The organism is Bacteroides sp. OF04-15BH, assembly GCF_003477995.1.
Classification (GTDB): domain Bacteria; phylum Bacteroidota; class Bacteroidia; order Bacteroidales; family Bacteroidaceae; genus Paraprevotella.
Genome location: NZ_QUEM01000001.1, coordinates 117,047 through 133,173 on the forward strand (window position 1 = coordinate 117,047; position 16,127 = coordinate 133,173).

A 16,127-nucleotide genomic window follows, 5' to 3' on the forward strand; every position below is an offset into this window, starting at 1 on the left:
CGACTATTTAGTTGTTTGATTTAGCTTCTTCCAGTTCCAGAGATACCGTTTCCCAGCGTTCAACGGTTTCATCCAGCTGTTTCTTGAGCGCGCCATGCTTTTCATACAGTTGCATGTCGGCCGCCCCTTCGGGAGTTGCCATTTGTGCCTCGAGTTCTGCGATTTGTGCTTCCAGGTTCTCGATTTCCGATTCACAGGCGCTGACCGCTTTCTCCAGTTTGCGCACTTTCTTTTGCAGTTCCTTTTGCTGTTCGTAGGACAGACGGTTGCTGCTGGCTTCCTTTTCTGTCGGCGCGCTGGTCTTGGCTGCCGGACTGCTGCTTAGTTGCAGTTCGTTGAGCGACTCGATATTCTTTTTCTTCAGGAAGTCGTAGATGCCGCCGAGGTGTTCTTTCACCAGACCGCCGCCGAACTCATAAACCTTTTCCACCAGTCCGTCAAGGAATTCGCGGTCGTGGCTCACTACGATCACCGTACCGTCGAAATCGCGGATAGCCTCCTTGAGCACGTCTTTCGAACGCATGTCCAAATGGTTGGTCGGCTCGTCGAGAATCAGCAGGTTCACCGGCTCCAGCAACAGCTTGATCATGGCCAGACGGCTGCGCTCTCCACCGGAAAGCACCTTGACCTTCTTTTCCGATGCCTCGCCGCCAAACATGAAAGAGCCGAGAATATCCTTGATGCGCAGACGGATGTCGCCTTTCGCAACCCGGTCTATCGTGTCGAAAACAGTCAGTTCGCCATCGAGCAGCTGTGCCTGGTTCTGCGCAAAGTAACCGATCTGTACCATGTGGCCCACCTTCAGAGTGCCGTCGAAAGGAATTTCGTTCATGATACATTTCACGAGCGTAGACTTACCTTCACCGTTTTTACCCACGAAAGCCACCTTCTCGCCGCGCTTGATGGTGAGATTTACATCGTGGAACACTACATGGTCGCCATACGCTTTGCGCACGTCCTCGCAGATAATCGGATAATCCCCACTGCGCATGGCCGGCGGGAACTTGAGATGCAGCGAAGAGTTGTCCACCTCGTCCACCTCAATCGGGATGATCTTTTCCAGCTGCTTGATGCGGCTCTGCACCTGCACGGCCTTGGTGGCCTTGTAGCGGAAACGCTCGATGAAGTCCTTGATATCGGCAATTTCCTTCTGCTGGTTCTCATAGGCACGCAGCTGCTGTTCGCGGCGTTCGGCGCGCAGCTTCACATATTCGTCATATTTCACTTTGTAGTCGTAGATGCGTCCGCAGGAGATTTCCAGAGTGCGGTTGGTCACATTGTTGATGAACGCCCGGTCGTGGCTCACCAGCATCACGGCATTGGCCCGGGTAGACAGGAAGTTTTCCAGCCACTGGATACTCTCGATGTCCAGATGGTTGGTCGGCTCGTCGAGCAATAGGATGTCCGGTTTGCGCAGCAACAGTTTGGCCAGCTCGATACGCATGCGCCATCCTCCGCTGAACTCCTTGGTGGGGCGGTCAAAATCCGAGCGCGCGAATCCCAATCCCATGAGCGTGCGTTCGATTTCGGCATGAAAGTTCATGCCTCCCATCATCTGGAAGCGTTCGTTTTCGTGGGTGAACCGTTCCACGAGCTGCATGTAGCTTTCGCTCTCATAGTCGGTGCGCTCCGCCAGTTCGTTGTTCATCTTCTCCAGTCGGAGCTGCATTTCCGTGATATGGTCAAAGGCCTGCATGGCTTCCTCCATGACGGTATGCTCGTCCGACAGCACCATGACCTGAGGCAGATAACCGATGGTGGTATCCTTCGGCACGGCCACGACACCGCCAGTGGGCTGTTGCAGTCCGGCGATGATTTTGAGCATGGTGGATTTTCCCGCACCGTTCTTTCCCACGAGCGCGATGCGGTCCTTGTCATTTATCACATAAGATACGTTCTGGAATAAGGGCTTGGCTCCAAATTCCACTTCGAGGTTTTCTACTGAAATCAAAGTATTTTGTCTTTTTAAAATTCAAGCTGCAAAAATACGGATTTTTCAGCAGAATCGGGGCGCGAGGTTCAAAAAACTTGTTGAGGCTCTTCCGGGGGTGGAAAAACCGAGGTAAGGAGCGTGAAAACAGCGCGTAAAGTGTTAAAAATGAATTGTCAGAGAATTGTCATTTCTTTTACATCATATTGTTATAGTCTTCATTTACTTTTGCCTTGACCAAAAAGAAAAAACCATGCAACTGAGAAAACATTATCGTACCATTGTGCTTTCAGACATCCATCTGGGCACATCGCATTCCAAAGTGGATGAAGTGAACCAATTTCTGAAAAGTGTGAACTGCGACCGTCTGATTCTGAACGGAGACATTATCGACGGATGGCATATCCGCAAGAACGGCAGCCGCAAATGGCAACCGGCACACACCTTGTTCTTCAAGATTCTGATGAAGCTGATGGAGAAATGCAACACCGAGATTATTTATGTGGCTGGAAACCATGATGACTTCCTCGACGCTCTGGTGCCGCTTCAGCTCGGAAACATCACGGTGGTCAAGGATTTTGTGCACGAATCACAGGGAAAACGATATTTTGTGACGCATGGCGATGTGTTCGACCGCGTGACGAGTCAGATGAAGTGGCTGGCCAATCTGGGCGATACCGGCTACACCTTCCTGCTGTGGTTCAACGGATGGTATAACCGTTACCGCCGCGCGATGGGAAAACCCTATTATTCCCTGTCGCAACGCATCAAGCAAAAGGTGAAAACGGCCGTGTCCTATATTTCAGACTTCGAGCAGACGCTGGCCGAGTTTGCCCAAAGCAAAAAGTGCGACGGGGTGATCTGCGGTCATATTCATCATCCCGAAAATACTTATTACGGAAAGATTCACTATCTGAATTCGGGTGATTGGGTGGAAACCATGTCGGCTCTGGCAGAAGATGAAGACGGCAACTGGAGCATCCTGTATTATGGAGAAGCTTTTCAGAATCCGGAGAGTGAGGATATTCAGGAAGTAACGAAAATAAATGCAGCGGTATGAGATTTCTTTTTGTTGTGCAGGGTGAGGGCCGGGGGCACCTGACCCAGGCTCTGGCTATGGAGCGCTTGCTCACGCAGGCCGGTCACGAGGTGGTAGAGATGCTGGTAGGAAAGAGCAACAGCCGGCAGCTGCCCGGCTTCTTCAACCGCAATGTGCGTGCAGCGGTGAGCCGTTTCGACAGTCCCAACTTTCTGCCTTCGGCAACAACCGGCAGAGCCAACCTGACGAAAAGCATTACGTATAATATGACTTGTCTGACTGCCTACTGGCACAGCATCCGTTTTATCCGTGAGAAAATTGAGCACAGTGGGGCGGATGCCGTCATCAACTTTTACGAACTGCTTGTGGGCATGACCTATGCGCTGCATCGCATCCGCATTCCGCAGATCTGCATCGGGCATCAGTATCTTTTTCTGCATCACGATTTCAAGACCCCGTTTCAGCAGCATGTGGACATGCAGCTATTGCGCCTTTTCACCCGAATGACAGCCTGGGGAGCCGCGCGCAAGCTGGCCTTGTCCTTCCATACTCTGCCTGCCGACCGGGAGGAAAAGATTGTGGTAGTGCCGCCGCTGTTGCGCCGCGAGGTACTCTCCCAAAAGGCGGTGCCTGGTGATTATGTGCATGGCTATATGCTCAATCCGGGCTTTGTGGAACAGGTAAAGGCCTGGCACGCCCGTCATCCCGAAGTGTCGCTGCGTTTTTTCTGGGACAAGAGTAATGCGCCGGTTGTAAAGAGAGTGGATGACACTCTCACTCTGTACCAGATAGACGATGTGGAGTTTCTGAAGCAGATGCGCGGCTGCGGGGCTTATGCCACGACGGCCGGTTTTGAATCCATCTGTGAGGCGATGTATTGGGGCAAACCCATCCTGATGGTGCCGGCACACATTGAGCAGGAGTGCAATGCCTGGGATGCGGCGCGTAACGGGGCCGGCATTATCTCCGATGACTTTAATCTGGACCGTTTGCTGGACTTTGCCCGTGACTATCGTCCCGACAAGGCTTTTCAGGCATGGGTGCAGTCGGCCGGCGAAATCATACTGTCCGAAATCGAGGCGGTTGTTCACGAGTCCATGCCCGATGAGGCTTTGGTGTCTGCTGCCTGTTGAGGTGGCTGACAGAGATAGAAAGCATGAGATTTTTTTCTTGGTTGTCCATTCTAATAGGAACAGGAGTTGTGCGGAGTTTCCGTCACGGCTCCTTTCGTTTTTTTCTGTCCGTGTAAAGAAAAAATCACCCACCTTTATCGATACGAAAAAACATTGGGATGACTTTCTGGTTTTATCGTGATGTTTTTCCGGATTTATTAGGATGATTTCTAAAAAAGAACGGGGTCAATGGGAATATAAAACAACCAGATTGAAAATCAATATTTTAAGAAAATGCAGTGGAGATGGAGAGAAGATATTCTTCTGTCCGTTTTTTTTGACTGTTTTTGCTCTGAGAGGAAAAACACTTCAGGGGTAGAAACAGAACAGGAGCTGTGACCGCATCCGGTCGCAGCTCCTGTAGCTTTTATGGGTTCGCCTGAGTTTATCGGTAAGACTCTTTGTAGATGGCGATGATTTCTTCGTCGCTCAGCGGACGCGGGTCGAACTGGAAGAGTCCGCCCATGGTGTCGCGGGCATTGGCGGCAAAGCGTTCGAAATCCTCTTCCTGGATGCCCCATTCGCTCAGTGCCAACTGATCCACACCACATTCTTTCTGCATGCGCTCCAGAGCCTCGATGAAGTCGCTCGGACGGTTGCTCTTGCTTTGTGTCATCACTTCGGCCATCTTCATGTATCTCTTGGTGCAGTCGTTGCGGAATGTATTGAAATAAGCCTGACTGATGGCAATCAGTCCTGCGCCGTGCGGCAGTGCCGGATAGTAGGCGCTCATGGCATGTTCCAGTGAATGTTCCGAAGTGCAGCTTGAAGTAGACTCCACCATTCCGGCCAAAGTACTGGCCCAGGCTACGCGGGCTCGGGCAACGAGGTCGTTTCCGTCGCATACGGCTTTGGGCAGATATTTATACAACAGACGGATGGCTTCCAGAGCATACAGGTCGCTGATGCCGTTGCTGCATCCGGCAATATAGCCTTCGGCAGCATGGAAGAAGGCGTCGAATCCCTGATAAGCCGTGAGTTTCGGCGGGATGGATACCATCAGTTTCGGGTCGATGATGGAGAGCACCGGGAAGGTGTAGCGGTTGCCATAACCGATTTTCTCCTGTTTCTCCTCGTCGGTGATGACGGTCCACGGGTCAGCCTCCGTGCCTGTTCCGGCCGTTGTCGGGATGGCCACCACGGGCAGGGCACCCTGAATGTCGCGTCCCTTGCCGCTTCCTCCGGAGATATAGTCCCAGTAATCCCCCTTGTTGCAGGCCATCACGGCGATGGATTTGGCAGAGTCGATGCTGCTTCCGCCGCCCAGACCGATCACGAAGTCGCAGCCCATTTCCTTGCAGATAGAGGCAGCCTCCATGACATGCGCCTTGGTAGGGTTGGGTTGTATTTTGTCATAAACGATAGCCGATACATTGTTTTCTGTGAGCAGACGGAGCACCAGGTCCAGATAACCGTACTTTTTCATGGAACTGCCCGATGAAATAACCACCATTGCCTTTTTACCGGGAAGTTCTTCCGTAGCTAATTTCTTGATCTCGCCACATCCGAACACGATCTTCGTGGGGATGTGAAAACTGAATGAAGGATTGTTATTCATCATAATCATTACAATTTAAGCGTATACCCAAAAATAGGAAAAACTAAATGAAAAACGAAACTTTGCAGCCGTTTTCTTACGTTTTTAAATTCATTTTATAATTAAAGCCTTATCCTTATGCGGTGTAGTCTTTGTTTGCTTTCTATTTTGCGCTAAATTTGCAGACAGAATACTCAAAAAATACGACTATGTCTTTGATTTTACCGGAACATTTTCCCGCAATAGATATTCTACGGAAAGAACATATTGACGTGACGGAGAACACACGTTCTGTGGCTCTGAAAGTGCGTCCTCTGCGTGTGGCCATCCTGAACCTCATGCCTTTGAAGATAGACACCGAGGTGGATTTGCTGCGCATTCTGGCGCAGTCGCCCTATCATATTGAGGTCACTTGGATGTCTTTAGCCACGCACACGCCGAAGCATGCCTCTCCGGAGCACATGAAAGCCTTTTACCAGCCTTTCCCGGAGCTGAAGGAACAGAAGTTTGACGGCTTTATCGTGACCGGAGCTCCGGTGGAGCATCTGGCTTTTGAGGAAGTGGGCTACTGGCCCGAGCTGTCCGACATCTTCCGTTGGGCGCGCACGAATGTCACTTCCACCCTGTATATCTGCTGGGCGGCGCAGGCCGGTCTGTATTTCCATTACGGCATTCCGAAACATCCGCTGCCACAGAAAATGTTCGGCATCTTCCCGCAACAGGTACTCGATGCGGCCCATCCGCTGATGCGGGGCATGGACGATGTGTTCTTCATGCCGCACAGCCGTCACACCGAGGTGCGCCGTGAGGACATTGACCGGGTGAGCGAACTGAAAATCATTGCCGAGTCGGAATATTCGGGCGTCGGTATGGTGGTGGCCCGTGAGGGACGCGAGGTATTTGTCACCGGCCATTCGGAATATTCGCCTTACACTCTCGACATCGAATACAAGCGCGATTTGGGTAAGGGTCTACCCATTCAGATGCCGATGAACTACTATCGCGACGACAATCCTGAGCTGGGCCCTGTGGTGCGCTGGCGTACTCACGGTGTGCAGTGGTACTTAAACTGGCTTCATTATCTGGTCTATCAGGCCACACCTTATAACTTAAACGATATAAAATAATGCAACAAAGACCTGTAGAATTATTGGCACCGGCCAAAAATGCCGACTGTGGCATTGAAGCCATCCGCCACGGAGCGGATGCAGTGTATATAGGCGCTCCCCGTTTTGGAGCCCGTGCGGCTGCCGGCAATTCCGTAGAGGATATTGCCCGCCTCACTGCTTTTGCCCACCAGTTCCGGGCAAGAGTCTATGTGGCCGTCAATACCATTCTGAAGGATGAGGAGCTGGCCGAAACCGAGGAAATGATATGGGAACTGTACCGTGCCGGTGCGGATGCGCTGATTGTGCAGGACATGGCTTTGTTGCAGTTGAATCTGCCGCCAATCGCGCTGCATGCCAGCACGCAGATGGATAACCGCGATGCCGACAAGGTACGCTTTTTGCAGCAGCAGGGCTTTTCGCAGGTGGTATTGGCCCGTGAGCTCACTTTGCAGCAGATTCGCGACATTCATGAGGCGTGCCCGTCCGTGCCGCTCGAAGTGTTTGTACATGGAGCGCTATGCGTCAGCTACAGCGGTCAGTGTTATGTGTCGCAACATTGTTTCGGCCGCAGTGCCAACCGGGGCAACTGTGCCCAGTTCTGTCGCCTGAAGTTCGATCTGGTGGATGCCGACGGCAAGGTCATCGAGCAGGAAAAACACCTGCTCTCTCTGAAAGACCTGAATCAGAGCGACCAGCTGGAGCAGATTCTGGAAGCGGGTGCCACCTCTCTCAAAATTGAAGGACGCCTGAAGGACATGGATTATGTGAAGAATGTCACTGCTTATTATCGTCAGAAACTCGATGCCATCTTCCGCAAGCATCCGGAATATTGCCGGGCTTCTTCTGGTAAATGTGAATATACCTTCCGTCCGCAGTTGGAGAAGAGTTTCAACCGCGGATTCACCCATTATTTTCTGAATGGGCGGAAAACCGACATTTTCTCTTTCAATACCCCGAAATCGCTGGGTGAGGAAGTGGGTTATGTCAAGGAAATCCGTGGCAAGTGCATCATCGTGGCCGGTGTGAAACCGTTCAGCAACGGCGACGGACTGTGCTTTATGGATGAGAACGGCAAGTTGCAGGGTTTCCGTGTCAATCGGGTGGACGACAGCAATAAGATTTATCCGGTGGAGATGCCGCGTGTGAAACCGCATACCCGCCTTTACCGTAATTTTGACCAGGAGTTTGACCGTTTGCTTTCCAGACCGTCTGCGGAACGCAAGATTACCGTGGACTGGACGGTCGGCGAATATCCCGAAGGATTTGTGCTGAGTCTGAAAGACGAAGACGGAGTTTCGGTCAGCGTTCCGTTTGCTGCTGAAAAAGAGCAAGCCCGCAGCCCGCAGGAAGAGAATGTCCGCAAGCAGCTTTCCAAGTTGGGCAACACCTGTTTCACTGTTGGTCAGGTAAAAGTGGACTGGCAGGATAATTGGTTTGTTCCTTCATCCGTATTGGCTGAATGGCGTCGTGTAGTTATCGAGAAACTGGAGCAGACACGACGGGTGAATTTCCCGGTGCATTACCGTAAGATTCCGACCGACTTCACCCGTCAGTTGCGCGAGAAACAGGGACAGGAGAGTGCTCCGTTGCAAGGAATGCACCTCACTTATCTGGCCAATGTCATGAACAGCCGTGCGGAATCCTTCTACAAGTCGCTCGGAGCCGTACAGGTAGAGCCGGCCTTTGAAAAGAAAGAACCTGCCGGAGCGGTCCTGATGTTCTGCAAGCATTGTCTGCGCTACAGTCTGGGATGGTGTACAAAGCAGGGCGGCCGCCGCTCGCCGTTCCGGGAGCCTTATTTCCTGGTTTCGGGTGACGGGCGCCGTTTCCGTCTGGAATTTGATTGCAGAAACTGTCAAATGAAGGTTTATGCTGATGAAGGAGAGAATCGCTAAAATAAAAAGGCACTTCCGCATTCTGCTTCTGTGCCTGTGTGGTTTGTTGGTAGCCTCGTGCTACCAATCTACTACGAACGATGACCAGTGGAGTGTTTCGGAGAGTTCAGTCTATTCGCTGGACTTTATGAAGCAGCACCACTATGGTCTGAACTATAACTTTAAAGTCTGTGGAGACAGCCTGTGGCTACAGTCCGACCGGCCGATGCACACCGACTTTAAGGGAACTTATTTTTATGATTCTCTTTATTTGCAGCCGGGTGATCTGGTTGTGGTGGCCGATCTGGCCATTATTCCTGAGGATTCTGTCGATTCGGTATGGGTGAAAGTGGCGCGCGACCAGTCCACGATGGGATGGGTGCATGAAAGCAGTTTGTTGGAGCAGGTGGTGCCGGATGATTCCATTTCCGAATTCATCCACGTGTTCAGCAACAAGCATCTGTTGTATTTCCTGTCGGCGTTGGTAGTCTTGTTTGTGTTGTATCTGGTGCGCCGGATGCGTCGTAAACGATTCCGGATGGTGTTTTTTGACGATATCTCCAGCTGCTATCCCACAGGTCTGTGTCTGGTCATTTCCACGGCGGCAGTGCTGTATGCTCTGATTCAGCAGAACAATCCTTCGCTTTGGGTCGATTTTTATTTCCATCCCACCCTGAATCCTTTCGGGCAGCCCTTTATCCTGGGAGCCTTCCTTTCGGCTGTCTGGCTCATGCTGATTCTGTCCATCGCCGTGGTGGACGATGTGTTGCGTCAGCTTTCCGTGGCCGAAGCCATACCTTATTTATTAGGATTGTTGGGTGTGTGCATGTTGTGCTACCTGTTTTTTTCTATTGCCACCCTGTATTATCTGGGAATACCGTGTTTGCTGGGCTTTATTGTCTGGGCCTTGCGCCATTATTACCAGCATGGCTATTCGCGTTATATCTGTGGAAAATGCGGGGCCAAGATCTCCAAGAAAGGAACCTGTCCGCGTTGCGGTGCCTGGAATGAATGATTCCGGGCTTCCGTCTTTATATTCTGTCGGCTTCGATATATCCGTTCATCACCGCATAGATGGTCAGTCCCGAAACTGACTTGATATTCAGTTTTTCCATAATGTTTTTCCGGTGCGAGATGACGGTGGTGATGCTTATATTCAATTCTTCGGCAATTTCCTTGTTGGCCATGCCCCGCACGATACAGACCAGTACCTCGATTTCGCGTGAGGTCAGTCCGTTCGGTTCACTCCAGTTCTGCTGATTCGCTGCGGGCATCATTTTCCGCATTTTGGGAGGCAGGTGCAAACCGCCGGCATGGGCGCTTTGTTGCAGGCGGAGCAGGGCACGGATCATCATTTCCTCATCCAGACAAATATTCAGTGTGTGAAAGTTGGCAATGTGAGGCATGGTGATTCGTCCGTAGGTCAGCACAATGGTTTTGTGCTTGCGTTCCACAAAGAAGGCACTGTGCTCCACGAGAATCTGCGAAGAGATGAAATAATGGAAATACATGTCCGGAGTGTCGCATACGAAACTTTCGAACGAGTTGAATTTGCGCACTACGGCCTCGGGCATCATCTTTTCAATCAGATTCTGAAGACCGATGCTGCTGAGTGTATTGGCGTCGATAATGGCTATCTCCGGAAGAAATTTCATAATGTTCTGTTTTTAGGAGGGCGAAGTTAGTGAATTAACCCGAAAAGACGAAGTTTAGGATTTGTCTTTTTGATTTTCTTCGTTTACTTTTAGAATCCACCCTTTAAGTTCTTCATACGTGGCCATGTTCTGGTCATCGAATACTGCCCGGATGATGTTCCGGCCGTTTACGACATAAAGCATCGGCACTCCGCTGTAGGCAAACCGTTCATAGATCAGGCGGTCGGGCTGGGGAGAGACCGGCATGGTGAACTGATTCTGTTGCCAGTAGCGTCTTACTGTGGCAGTGTCTTCGCTCCGTCCGATGCAGATCAGTTGCCAGAGAGAGTCCTGACGGCAGTCACGATAGACCTGTTCCACGACCGGCAGTTCCTTTTGACAGTCTCCGCATTCGGTATGGAAGAAGAGAATGACCAGCGTCTCCGCGTTCCGGTTGTCCCGGCTTACGGTGTCGCGGTCGAGCGTGACGACGCTGAAGTTCGGAATCGTATCGCCAACAGAAAGTTTGCTGCCGTACTGGCCCTGTTCCATAGGTTCGCTGATGCAGCTGCTCCAGGCCAGCATTATGCCAAAGAGTAGAGAAATAGATAGTTTTTTCATTTCTTATGGGATTTGGGGATTATTCAGACAGAATGCTTTCTGCTCGCGTTCGGAAATGATGAGCGAGAGCACCTGTCCGTAATTCTTTTGGCCGCTGCTGATCTGATTGCCCTTTAGAAAAGCCTCATACAAGGCATCCTGCATCCGGCCAATCCATACAGAATATTTTTCCTGCCAGTAGCGGTTTTCCTCCTCAGCCAGAATCAGCACTTCAGGTCGTATGCTTTGCAGCCAGTTGCGATATTGTGCAGGGGCCAGAGAGCCGTAGGTCTGATTCATGACGTAAGGCAATATGCCCAGATAGCCGCTGAAACGGACATGCGGATTCTTGCTGGCGGTGCATACCTTGTAGGCCCAATAGTTTGCTTCGGCCTCGCTGCTCACCCCAAGCAGATGCGCCAGCTCGTGCGCATACGTAAAGGGATATTGTGTGGGGAGCAGTTCCTCGTTTACTTGCATTTCGCAGAAGAAAGGGCCCATGAATCCCAGCACGCCTACTTTGGAATAAAGCGTGTTGAATGCCAGTCTTTTGGGTGTGAAATGTTCCTGTGGCCGACAAAGGGCGGCTTCAGGCGGTGCCGTATGGTAAATCTGTCTGATTTCCGTTTCCCAGGAAGCCGTAGCGGTGCTGTCGGCAAAGGGAATATAACTGTTGTTCAAAGCCGTGGTATATTCATTCAGAAATTGTTGGAACACCGAGTCCTCATAAGCAACCGGTTGCAGGTCCATGCGTTCGTAGAAAGAATATCTGAAATAGTTGATGCCCCAGCCCCAATAAAACCAGGCTGCAATCCAGAGCAGAATTTCCACACACAGGCCCAGCTGTTTTTTCCAGTTCCTTTTGCGGAGCCCTATCAGACAGCGCAGCAGGAGCAAGACAGAAGCACAGACCACCATCTCTTCGAGTGAGAAACTGGAGAAACGGGCCAGATGCGACAGCATATCAGAAAGATGCGGATAAATCCGTGTGGAATAGAATTCGCCGGCTGCATGGTTGTTGCGGGTGTAGCCTACAAAGCCTAAAAGCAGAAGCAGGAGAGAGTATCGGAGGATTCGGCCCCGATTCTGCATGAGTATATGGCGATGGCAGCAGGATAGTTTCATGGTGCATGATTTTATGGATGGTTCCTATAAAAACAAAGAAAGAGGAAGTATCCGCTGATACGCCCTCAAGCAAACAAACTAATAAATTTCAATTTAAAGAGTGCTTTAACGAACCTTTTTGTCCGTAGCACTCCATCGCGTTTTCATCCATCACTTACCCGAAGTGTTTCAGTCAACGCATTGTTGTCATAATTTTTGAAACCCTTAAACATTAACAATCTATCACCTAATAAACTCTTCACAGAGTCTTTTCACTATGAGTACATTACTCTTCTTTTAATTATGACACTGCAAAGTTATATGTTTTCTATGCTTAAATCAAGAAAATCATGCTTTTATCTCATTTTTTTAAGTTTTTCTTGATATAAATCAATTCAGATGCACTAATTTTGCAGTTTCAAAAATCAATAGTAACATTTTTGTAAATAAAATTTAAATGAAAGAAAACGGAGATTTGATTTATGGACTGGAAGACCGTCCGCCGGTGAAAGATGCCCTTTTTGCGGCATTGCAGCATTTGTTGGCTATTTTTGTGGCCATTATCACCCCGCCGCTCATCATTGCGGGTGCCATGAAGCTGGATTTGGAGACTACGGGATTCCTGGTGTCTATGGCTTTGTTTGCTTCGGGTGTGTCCACCTTTATCCAGTGTCGTCGCGTCGGTCCGATCGGAACCGGACTGCTGTGTATTCAGGGAACAAGTTTCTCATTCATCGGTCCGATTATTGCGGCAGGACTTTCCGGTGGTCTGGCTTCGGTGTTTGGAGCCTGTATGGCAGCTTCCTTTGTGGAGATGGCCATCAGCCGTGTGCTGAAATACACCCGCAAGATCATTACCCCGCTGGTTTCGGGTATTGTGGTAACACTCATCGGTATGAGTCTGATTAAGGTAGGTATTACCGCCTGCGGTGGTGGTGCTATGGCTCAGGCCGACGGCACTTTCGGTTCGCTGCGTTACATCGGACTGGCAGCGTTGGTACTGGTGCTCATTGTGATGTTCAACCGTAGCTCCAACCGCTATCTGCGCATGAGCTCCATTGTGATCGGTCTCATCATCGGTTATGCAGTGGCTTGGTTTATGGGTATGGTGGACTTCTCGGCTGTGCAGAGCTATGGCGGTTTCAACATTCCTGTACCTTTTAAATATGGTCTGTCATTCGACTGGTCGGCTATCATTGCTTTGGGACTTGTTTATCTGATTACAGCCATTGAAGCATACGGTGACATCACTGCCAATTCACTGATTTCCGGGGAGCCGGTTGAGGGAGAAGTCTTTGTGAAGCGTGCTTCGGGCGGTATTCTGGCCGACGGTTTCAACTCATTCCTGGCCGGAGTGTTCAACTCATTCCCGAACTCTATCTTTGCCCAGAACAACGGAATGATTCAGCTTACAGGTGTTGCCAGCCGTTATGTAGGTTATTACATTGCCGGATTCCTGATTCTGTTGGGCCTGTTCCCGGCTGTGGGACTGGTGTTCTCGCTGATGCCCGAACCGGTTTTGGGCGGTGCCACACTGCTGATGTTCGGTACGGTGGCTGCTGCGGGTATCCGTATTATTGCTGCCCAGAAGATTGACCGCAAGGCTACTCTGGTGATGGCTCTGAGCTTCTCTTTCGGTCTGAGCGTAGAGTTGGTACCGGAAATCCTCACTCAGTTGCCTGAGGCAGTACGCAGCATTTTCGCTTCCGGTATCACTACCGGAGGACTGACAGCCATTCTGGCCAATATGCTGATCCGTATCAAGGATTAATTTCTGAAACCTCTATAACATGACAATCGGGGTCGTGCTCAATTTTTGAGTACGGCCCTTTTTCTTTTTCCCTAGAGCTTTCTTGATGAGAAAACGGGACCTCTGTTCAGAGCGCCTGGAACGTGGCAGAAATTCATGCTGATGAATTGGAAAAATCATTTCGATGATTTGAAAATTTGATTTCGATGATTTTTTTCTGGGATGCCGGTGCTGTGCCTGCAAACGGGAGTCAGACCTTCAGTCAGGCTTCCGAACAGGCGGAGAGGGGGATAGAAACGAAAAAAGACATGCTCTAGAGCATGTCTTTTTATGAAGTTGAAATTTGTTTCGTTCTAAAGGTGCCTCAACTTCACAGTATACAGCACCTGTCTGTTTTGTGGGAAGTAAATTTTTTTCATTTTTCTTCCCTGAAGAACTTGCTCACTGTTAGTCATTAAAAATGACTAACAGTGAATTCTTCTTCATGAGTCATAAGTCACTACCTTAATTACCTTAAATTACCCTTAAAACTAAACAATCTTTTACCAATGAATATCTCTCACGAGATCCTAACTAATACCTTAATATGTTACCCTTATTTCCTTATGACACTGCAAAGGTAGTGACTGTTTGCCTACACAGCAAATATTTATTCACTTTTTATGCAAAAAATCGCCTTTTCTTGATTTATATCAATTCTTTGGGGCGGGCAGGCGCATGGAAAGGGGATTCGGGCGCTTTCGCGGGGTGTTTTTTGTCATTCGTTTTTTATGGGGGAAACATGAAAAACGGCAAAAGAGAACTTCCGGAGGCTTTTCTTCTTTGTTTATATTTTTTACGTTCTTCGTTTTCGGGCTCTTTTTTTTGTGTATTTATGGCGCTTCACCCGATAAATATCCGTATTTTTATGCTCGAAAAATAAGAATATAGCTATTATGGCAAAAGAAAAGACGGTGTACGTTTGTGAAAAATGCGGTCAGGAGTCTCCCAAGTGGGTGGGCAAGTGTCCTTCATGCGGTGCCTGGAACACCTTTAAGGAGTTTCGGGTGCGGAAAGAGTCGTCGGCTTCGCTGGCTGCCGGCTCCTATGGAGGACTGTCGGCTCTTCCGGCATCCGGCAGTGTACGTGTGCGCCCGCTGGCGGTCGGTGAGATTGATTCCTGTGCGGAGCCTCGTCTGGATATGGGCGACGGAGAGCTGAACCGGGTGCTGGGCGGTGGTCTGGTTCCGGGATCGCTGGTCCTGTTGGGCGGTGAGCCGGGTATCGGAAAATCCACGCTGGTGCTTCAGACCGTGTTGCGCATGCCCCAGCGCCGGGTGCTTTATGTCAGTGGCGAGGAGAGTGCCCGACAGATCAAGTTGCGTGCCGACCGTCTGGTCAGTACCCAGCCTGCGGGGGGACAGGACTTGTTGGCCTCGTCCTCGTGTATGATTGTCTGCGAAACCTTGTTGGAGCAGATCTTCCTGCACATCAAGAACGAGCAGCCGGGGCTGGTCATCATTGATTCCATCCAGACCATCATGACCGAGGCGGTGGATTCTTCGCCCGGAAGCATCACGCAGGTGCGCGAGTGTGCGGCGGCTCTGCTGAAGTTTGCCAAACAAAGCAATATTCCCGTCATTCTGATCGGCCATATTAATAAGGAAGGAACTCTGGCCGGTCCGAAGGTGTTGGAGCATATCGTGGATGCCGTGCTTCAGTTCGAGGGCGACCAGCATTATATGTACCGCATTTTGCGCAGTATCAAGAACCGATTCGGAAGCACAGCCGAACTGGGTATTTATGAAATGCGGCAGACGGGACTGCGCCCGGTGAGCAATCCGTCGGAACTGCTGCTCACCGAAGACCATGAAGGCATGAGCGGAGTGGCCATCTCTTCGGCCATTGAAGGCATCCGGCCGTTCCTGATCGAAACCCAGGCGCTGGTCAGTACAGCCGCCTACGGAACCCCTCAGCGTTCGTCCACCGGATTCGACCTGCGCCGCCTGAACATGCTGCTGGCCGTGCTGGAAAAGCGTGTCGGTTTCAAACTGGCCCAGAAGGACGTGTTCCTGAATATTGCCGGCGGACTGCGGGTGAACGACCCCGCCATCGACCTATCGGTCATTGCCGCGGTGCTGAGCAGTAATGTAGACACCGGTATCGAGTCAGGTGTATGTATGGCCGGCGAGGTGGGACTGAGTGGAGAAATCCGTCCCGTGAACCGCATTGAGCAACGCATTGCCGAGGCCGAGAAACTGGGATTCAACCGGATGATTGTGCCGCGTTCCAATCTTCAGGGATTCGACTATAAGAAGATGAAGATAGAGCTGGTGCCGGTGCGCAAGGTGGAAGAAGCCCTGCGTGCGCTGTTCGGATAAGAAGCTCCGCTCTATACC

General features: G+C 50.6%; 12 protein-coding genes. 7 read left to right on the forward strand and 5 right to left on the reverse strand.

All coding sequences use genetic code 11. From position 1 onward, the window contains the following. Positions 1 to 7 precede the first annotated feature (7 nt). Entirely contained in the window at positions 8 to 1,951 is a 1,944-nt protein-coding gene (locus DXA74_RS00470; protein WP_199666045.1) for an ABC-F family ATP-binding cassette domain-containing protein, read from the reverse strand. Between the two features lie 232 nt (positions 1,952 to 2,183). Between DXA74_RS00470 and DXA74_RS00475 the strand changes: the two genes are divergently transcribed. Both DXA74_RS00475 and DXA74_RS00480 read left to right on the forward strand, forming a co-directional pair. Next, a complete protein-coding gene (locus tag DXA74_RS00475; RefSeq protein ID WP_118524869.1) occupies positions 2,184 to 2,990 on the forward strand; it encodes a UDP-2,3-diacylglucosamine diphosphatase in 807 nt (268 codons plus the stop codon). Further along, the gene (locus DXA74_RS00480) at positions 2,987 to 4,102 is read left to right on the forward strand and encodes a glycosyltransferase family protein (RefSeq protein ID WP_118524870.1); all 1,116 of its coding nucleotides are present in this window, start codon (positions 2,987 to 2,989) and stop codon (positions 4,100 to 4,102) included. Before DXA74_RS00475 ends, DXA74_RS00480 begins: the two co-directional genes overlap by 4 nt. 424 nt (positions 4,103 to 4,526) lie before the next feature. On the opposite strand, the gene DXA74_RS00485 is transcribed toward DXA74_RS00480, so the two are convergent. Next, entirely contained in the window at positions 4,527 to 5,699 is a 1,173-nt protein-coding gene (locus DXA74_RS00485) for an iron-containing alcohol dehydrogenase (RefSeq protein ID WP_118524963.1), read from the reverse strand. A 188-nt stretch (positions 5,700 to 5,887) separates the two neighbouring features. Here DXA74_RS00485 and metA point away from each other — a divergent pair, with 188 nt between their 5' ends. Genes metA through DXA74_RS00500 form a run of 3 tightly spaced genes read left to right on the forward strand, consistent with a single transcriptional unit; the run spans position 5,888 to position 9,676 of the window. After that, on the forward strand, positions 5,888 to 6,805 hold the full coding sequence (gene metA, locus DXA74_RS00490; protein WP_118524871.1) for a homoserine O-succinyltransferase: 918 nt from the start codon (positions 5,888 to 5,890) through the stop codon (positions 6,803 to 6,805). Beyond that, entirely contained in the window at positions 6,802 to 8,682 is a 1,881-nt protein-coding gene (locus DXA74_RS00495) for a U32 family peptidase (protein WP_118524872.1), read from the forward strand. The genes metA and DXA74_RS00495 overlap by 4 nt, the downstream gene beginning before the upstream one ends. Beyond that, positions 8,663 to 9,676 (forward strand): zinc ribbon domain-containing protein, encoded by a 1,014-nt coding sequence (locus DXA74_RS00500; protein ID WP_147400988.1) that lies wholly within the window; start codon positions 8,663 to 8,665, stop codon positions 9,674 to 9,676. The genes DXA74_RS00495 and DXA74_RS00500 overlap by 20 nt, the downstream gene beginning before the upstream one ends. A gap of 16 nt (positions 9,677 to 9,692) precedes the next feature. Here the strand turns inward: DXA74_RS00500 and DXA74_RS00505 are convergent, their stop codons facing one another. Genes DXA74_RS00505 through DXA74_RS00515 form a run of 3 tightly spaced genes read right to left on the reverse strand, consistent with a single transcriptional unit; the run spans position 9,693 to position 12,020 of the window. Then, positions 9,693 to 10,316 carry a response regulator transcription factor gene (locus DXA74_RS00505; RefSeq protein ID WP_118524874.1) on the reverse strand — a complete coding sequence of 208 codons (624 nt, stop codon included), beginning with the start codon at positions 10,314 to 10,316 and terminating at the stop codon, positions 9,693 to 9,695. 54 nt (positions 10,317 to 10,370) lie between these two features. Continuing rightward, positions 10,371 to 10,916: a TlpA disulfide reductase family protein gene (locus tag DXA74_RS00510; RefSeq protein WP_118524875.1), complete on the reverse strand. Its 546-nt coding sequence runs from the start codon at positions 10,914 to 10,916 to the stop codon at positions 10,371 to 10,373. Positions 10,917 to 10,919: 3 nt separating this feature from the next. Further along, the gene (locus DXA74_RS00515) at positions 10,920 to 12,020 is read right to left on the reverse strand and encodes a DUF3810 domain-containing protein (RefSeq protein ID WP_118524876.1); all 1,101 of its coding nucleotides are present in this window, start codon (positions 12,018 to 12,020) and stop codon (positions 10,920 to 10,922) included. A gap of 436 nt (positions 12,021 to 12,456) precedes the next feature. Between DXA74_RS00515 and DXA74_RS00520 the strand changes: the two genes are divergently transcribed. Both DXA74_RS00520 and radA read left to right on the forward strand, forming a co-directional pair. After that, positions 12,457 to 13,770 (forward strand): nucleobase:cation symporter-2 family protein, encoded by a 1,314-nt coding sequence (locus DXA74_RS00520; RefSeq protein ID WP_118524877.1) that lies wholly within the window; start codon positions 12,457 to 12,459, stop codon positions 13,768 to 13,770. Between the two features lie 914 nt (positions 13,771 to 14,684). Then, positions 14,685 to 16,109, forward strand: a complete 1,425-nt coding sequence (gene radA / locus DXA74_RS00530) for a DNA repair protein RadA (RefSeq protein ID WP_118524879.1) — start codon at positions 14,685 to 14,687, stop codon at positions 16,107 to 16,109. Positions 16,110 to 16,127: the final 18 nt, after the last annotated feature.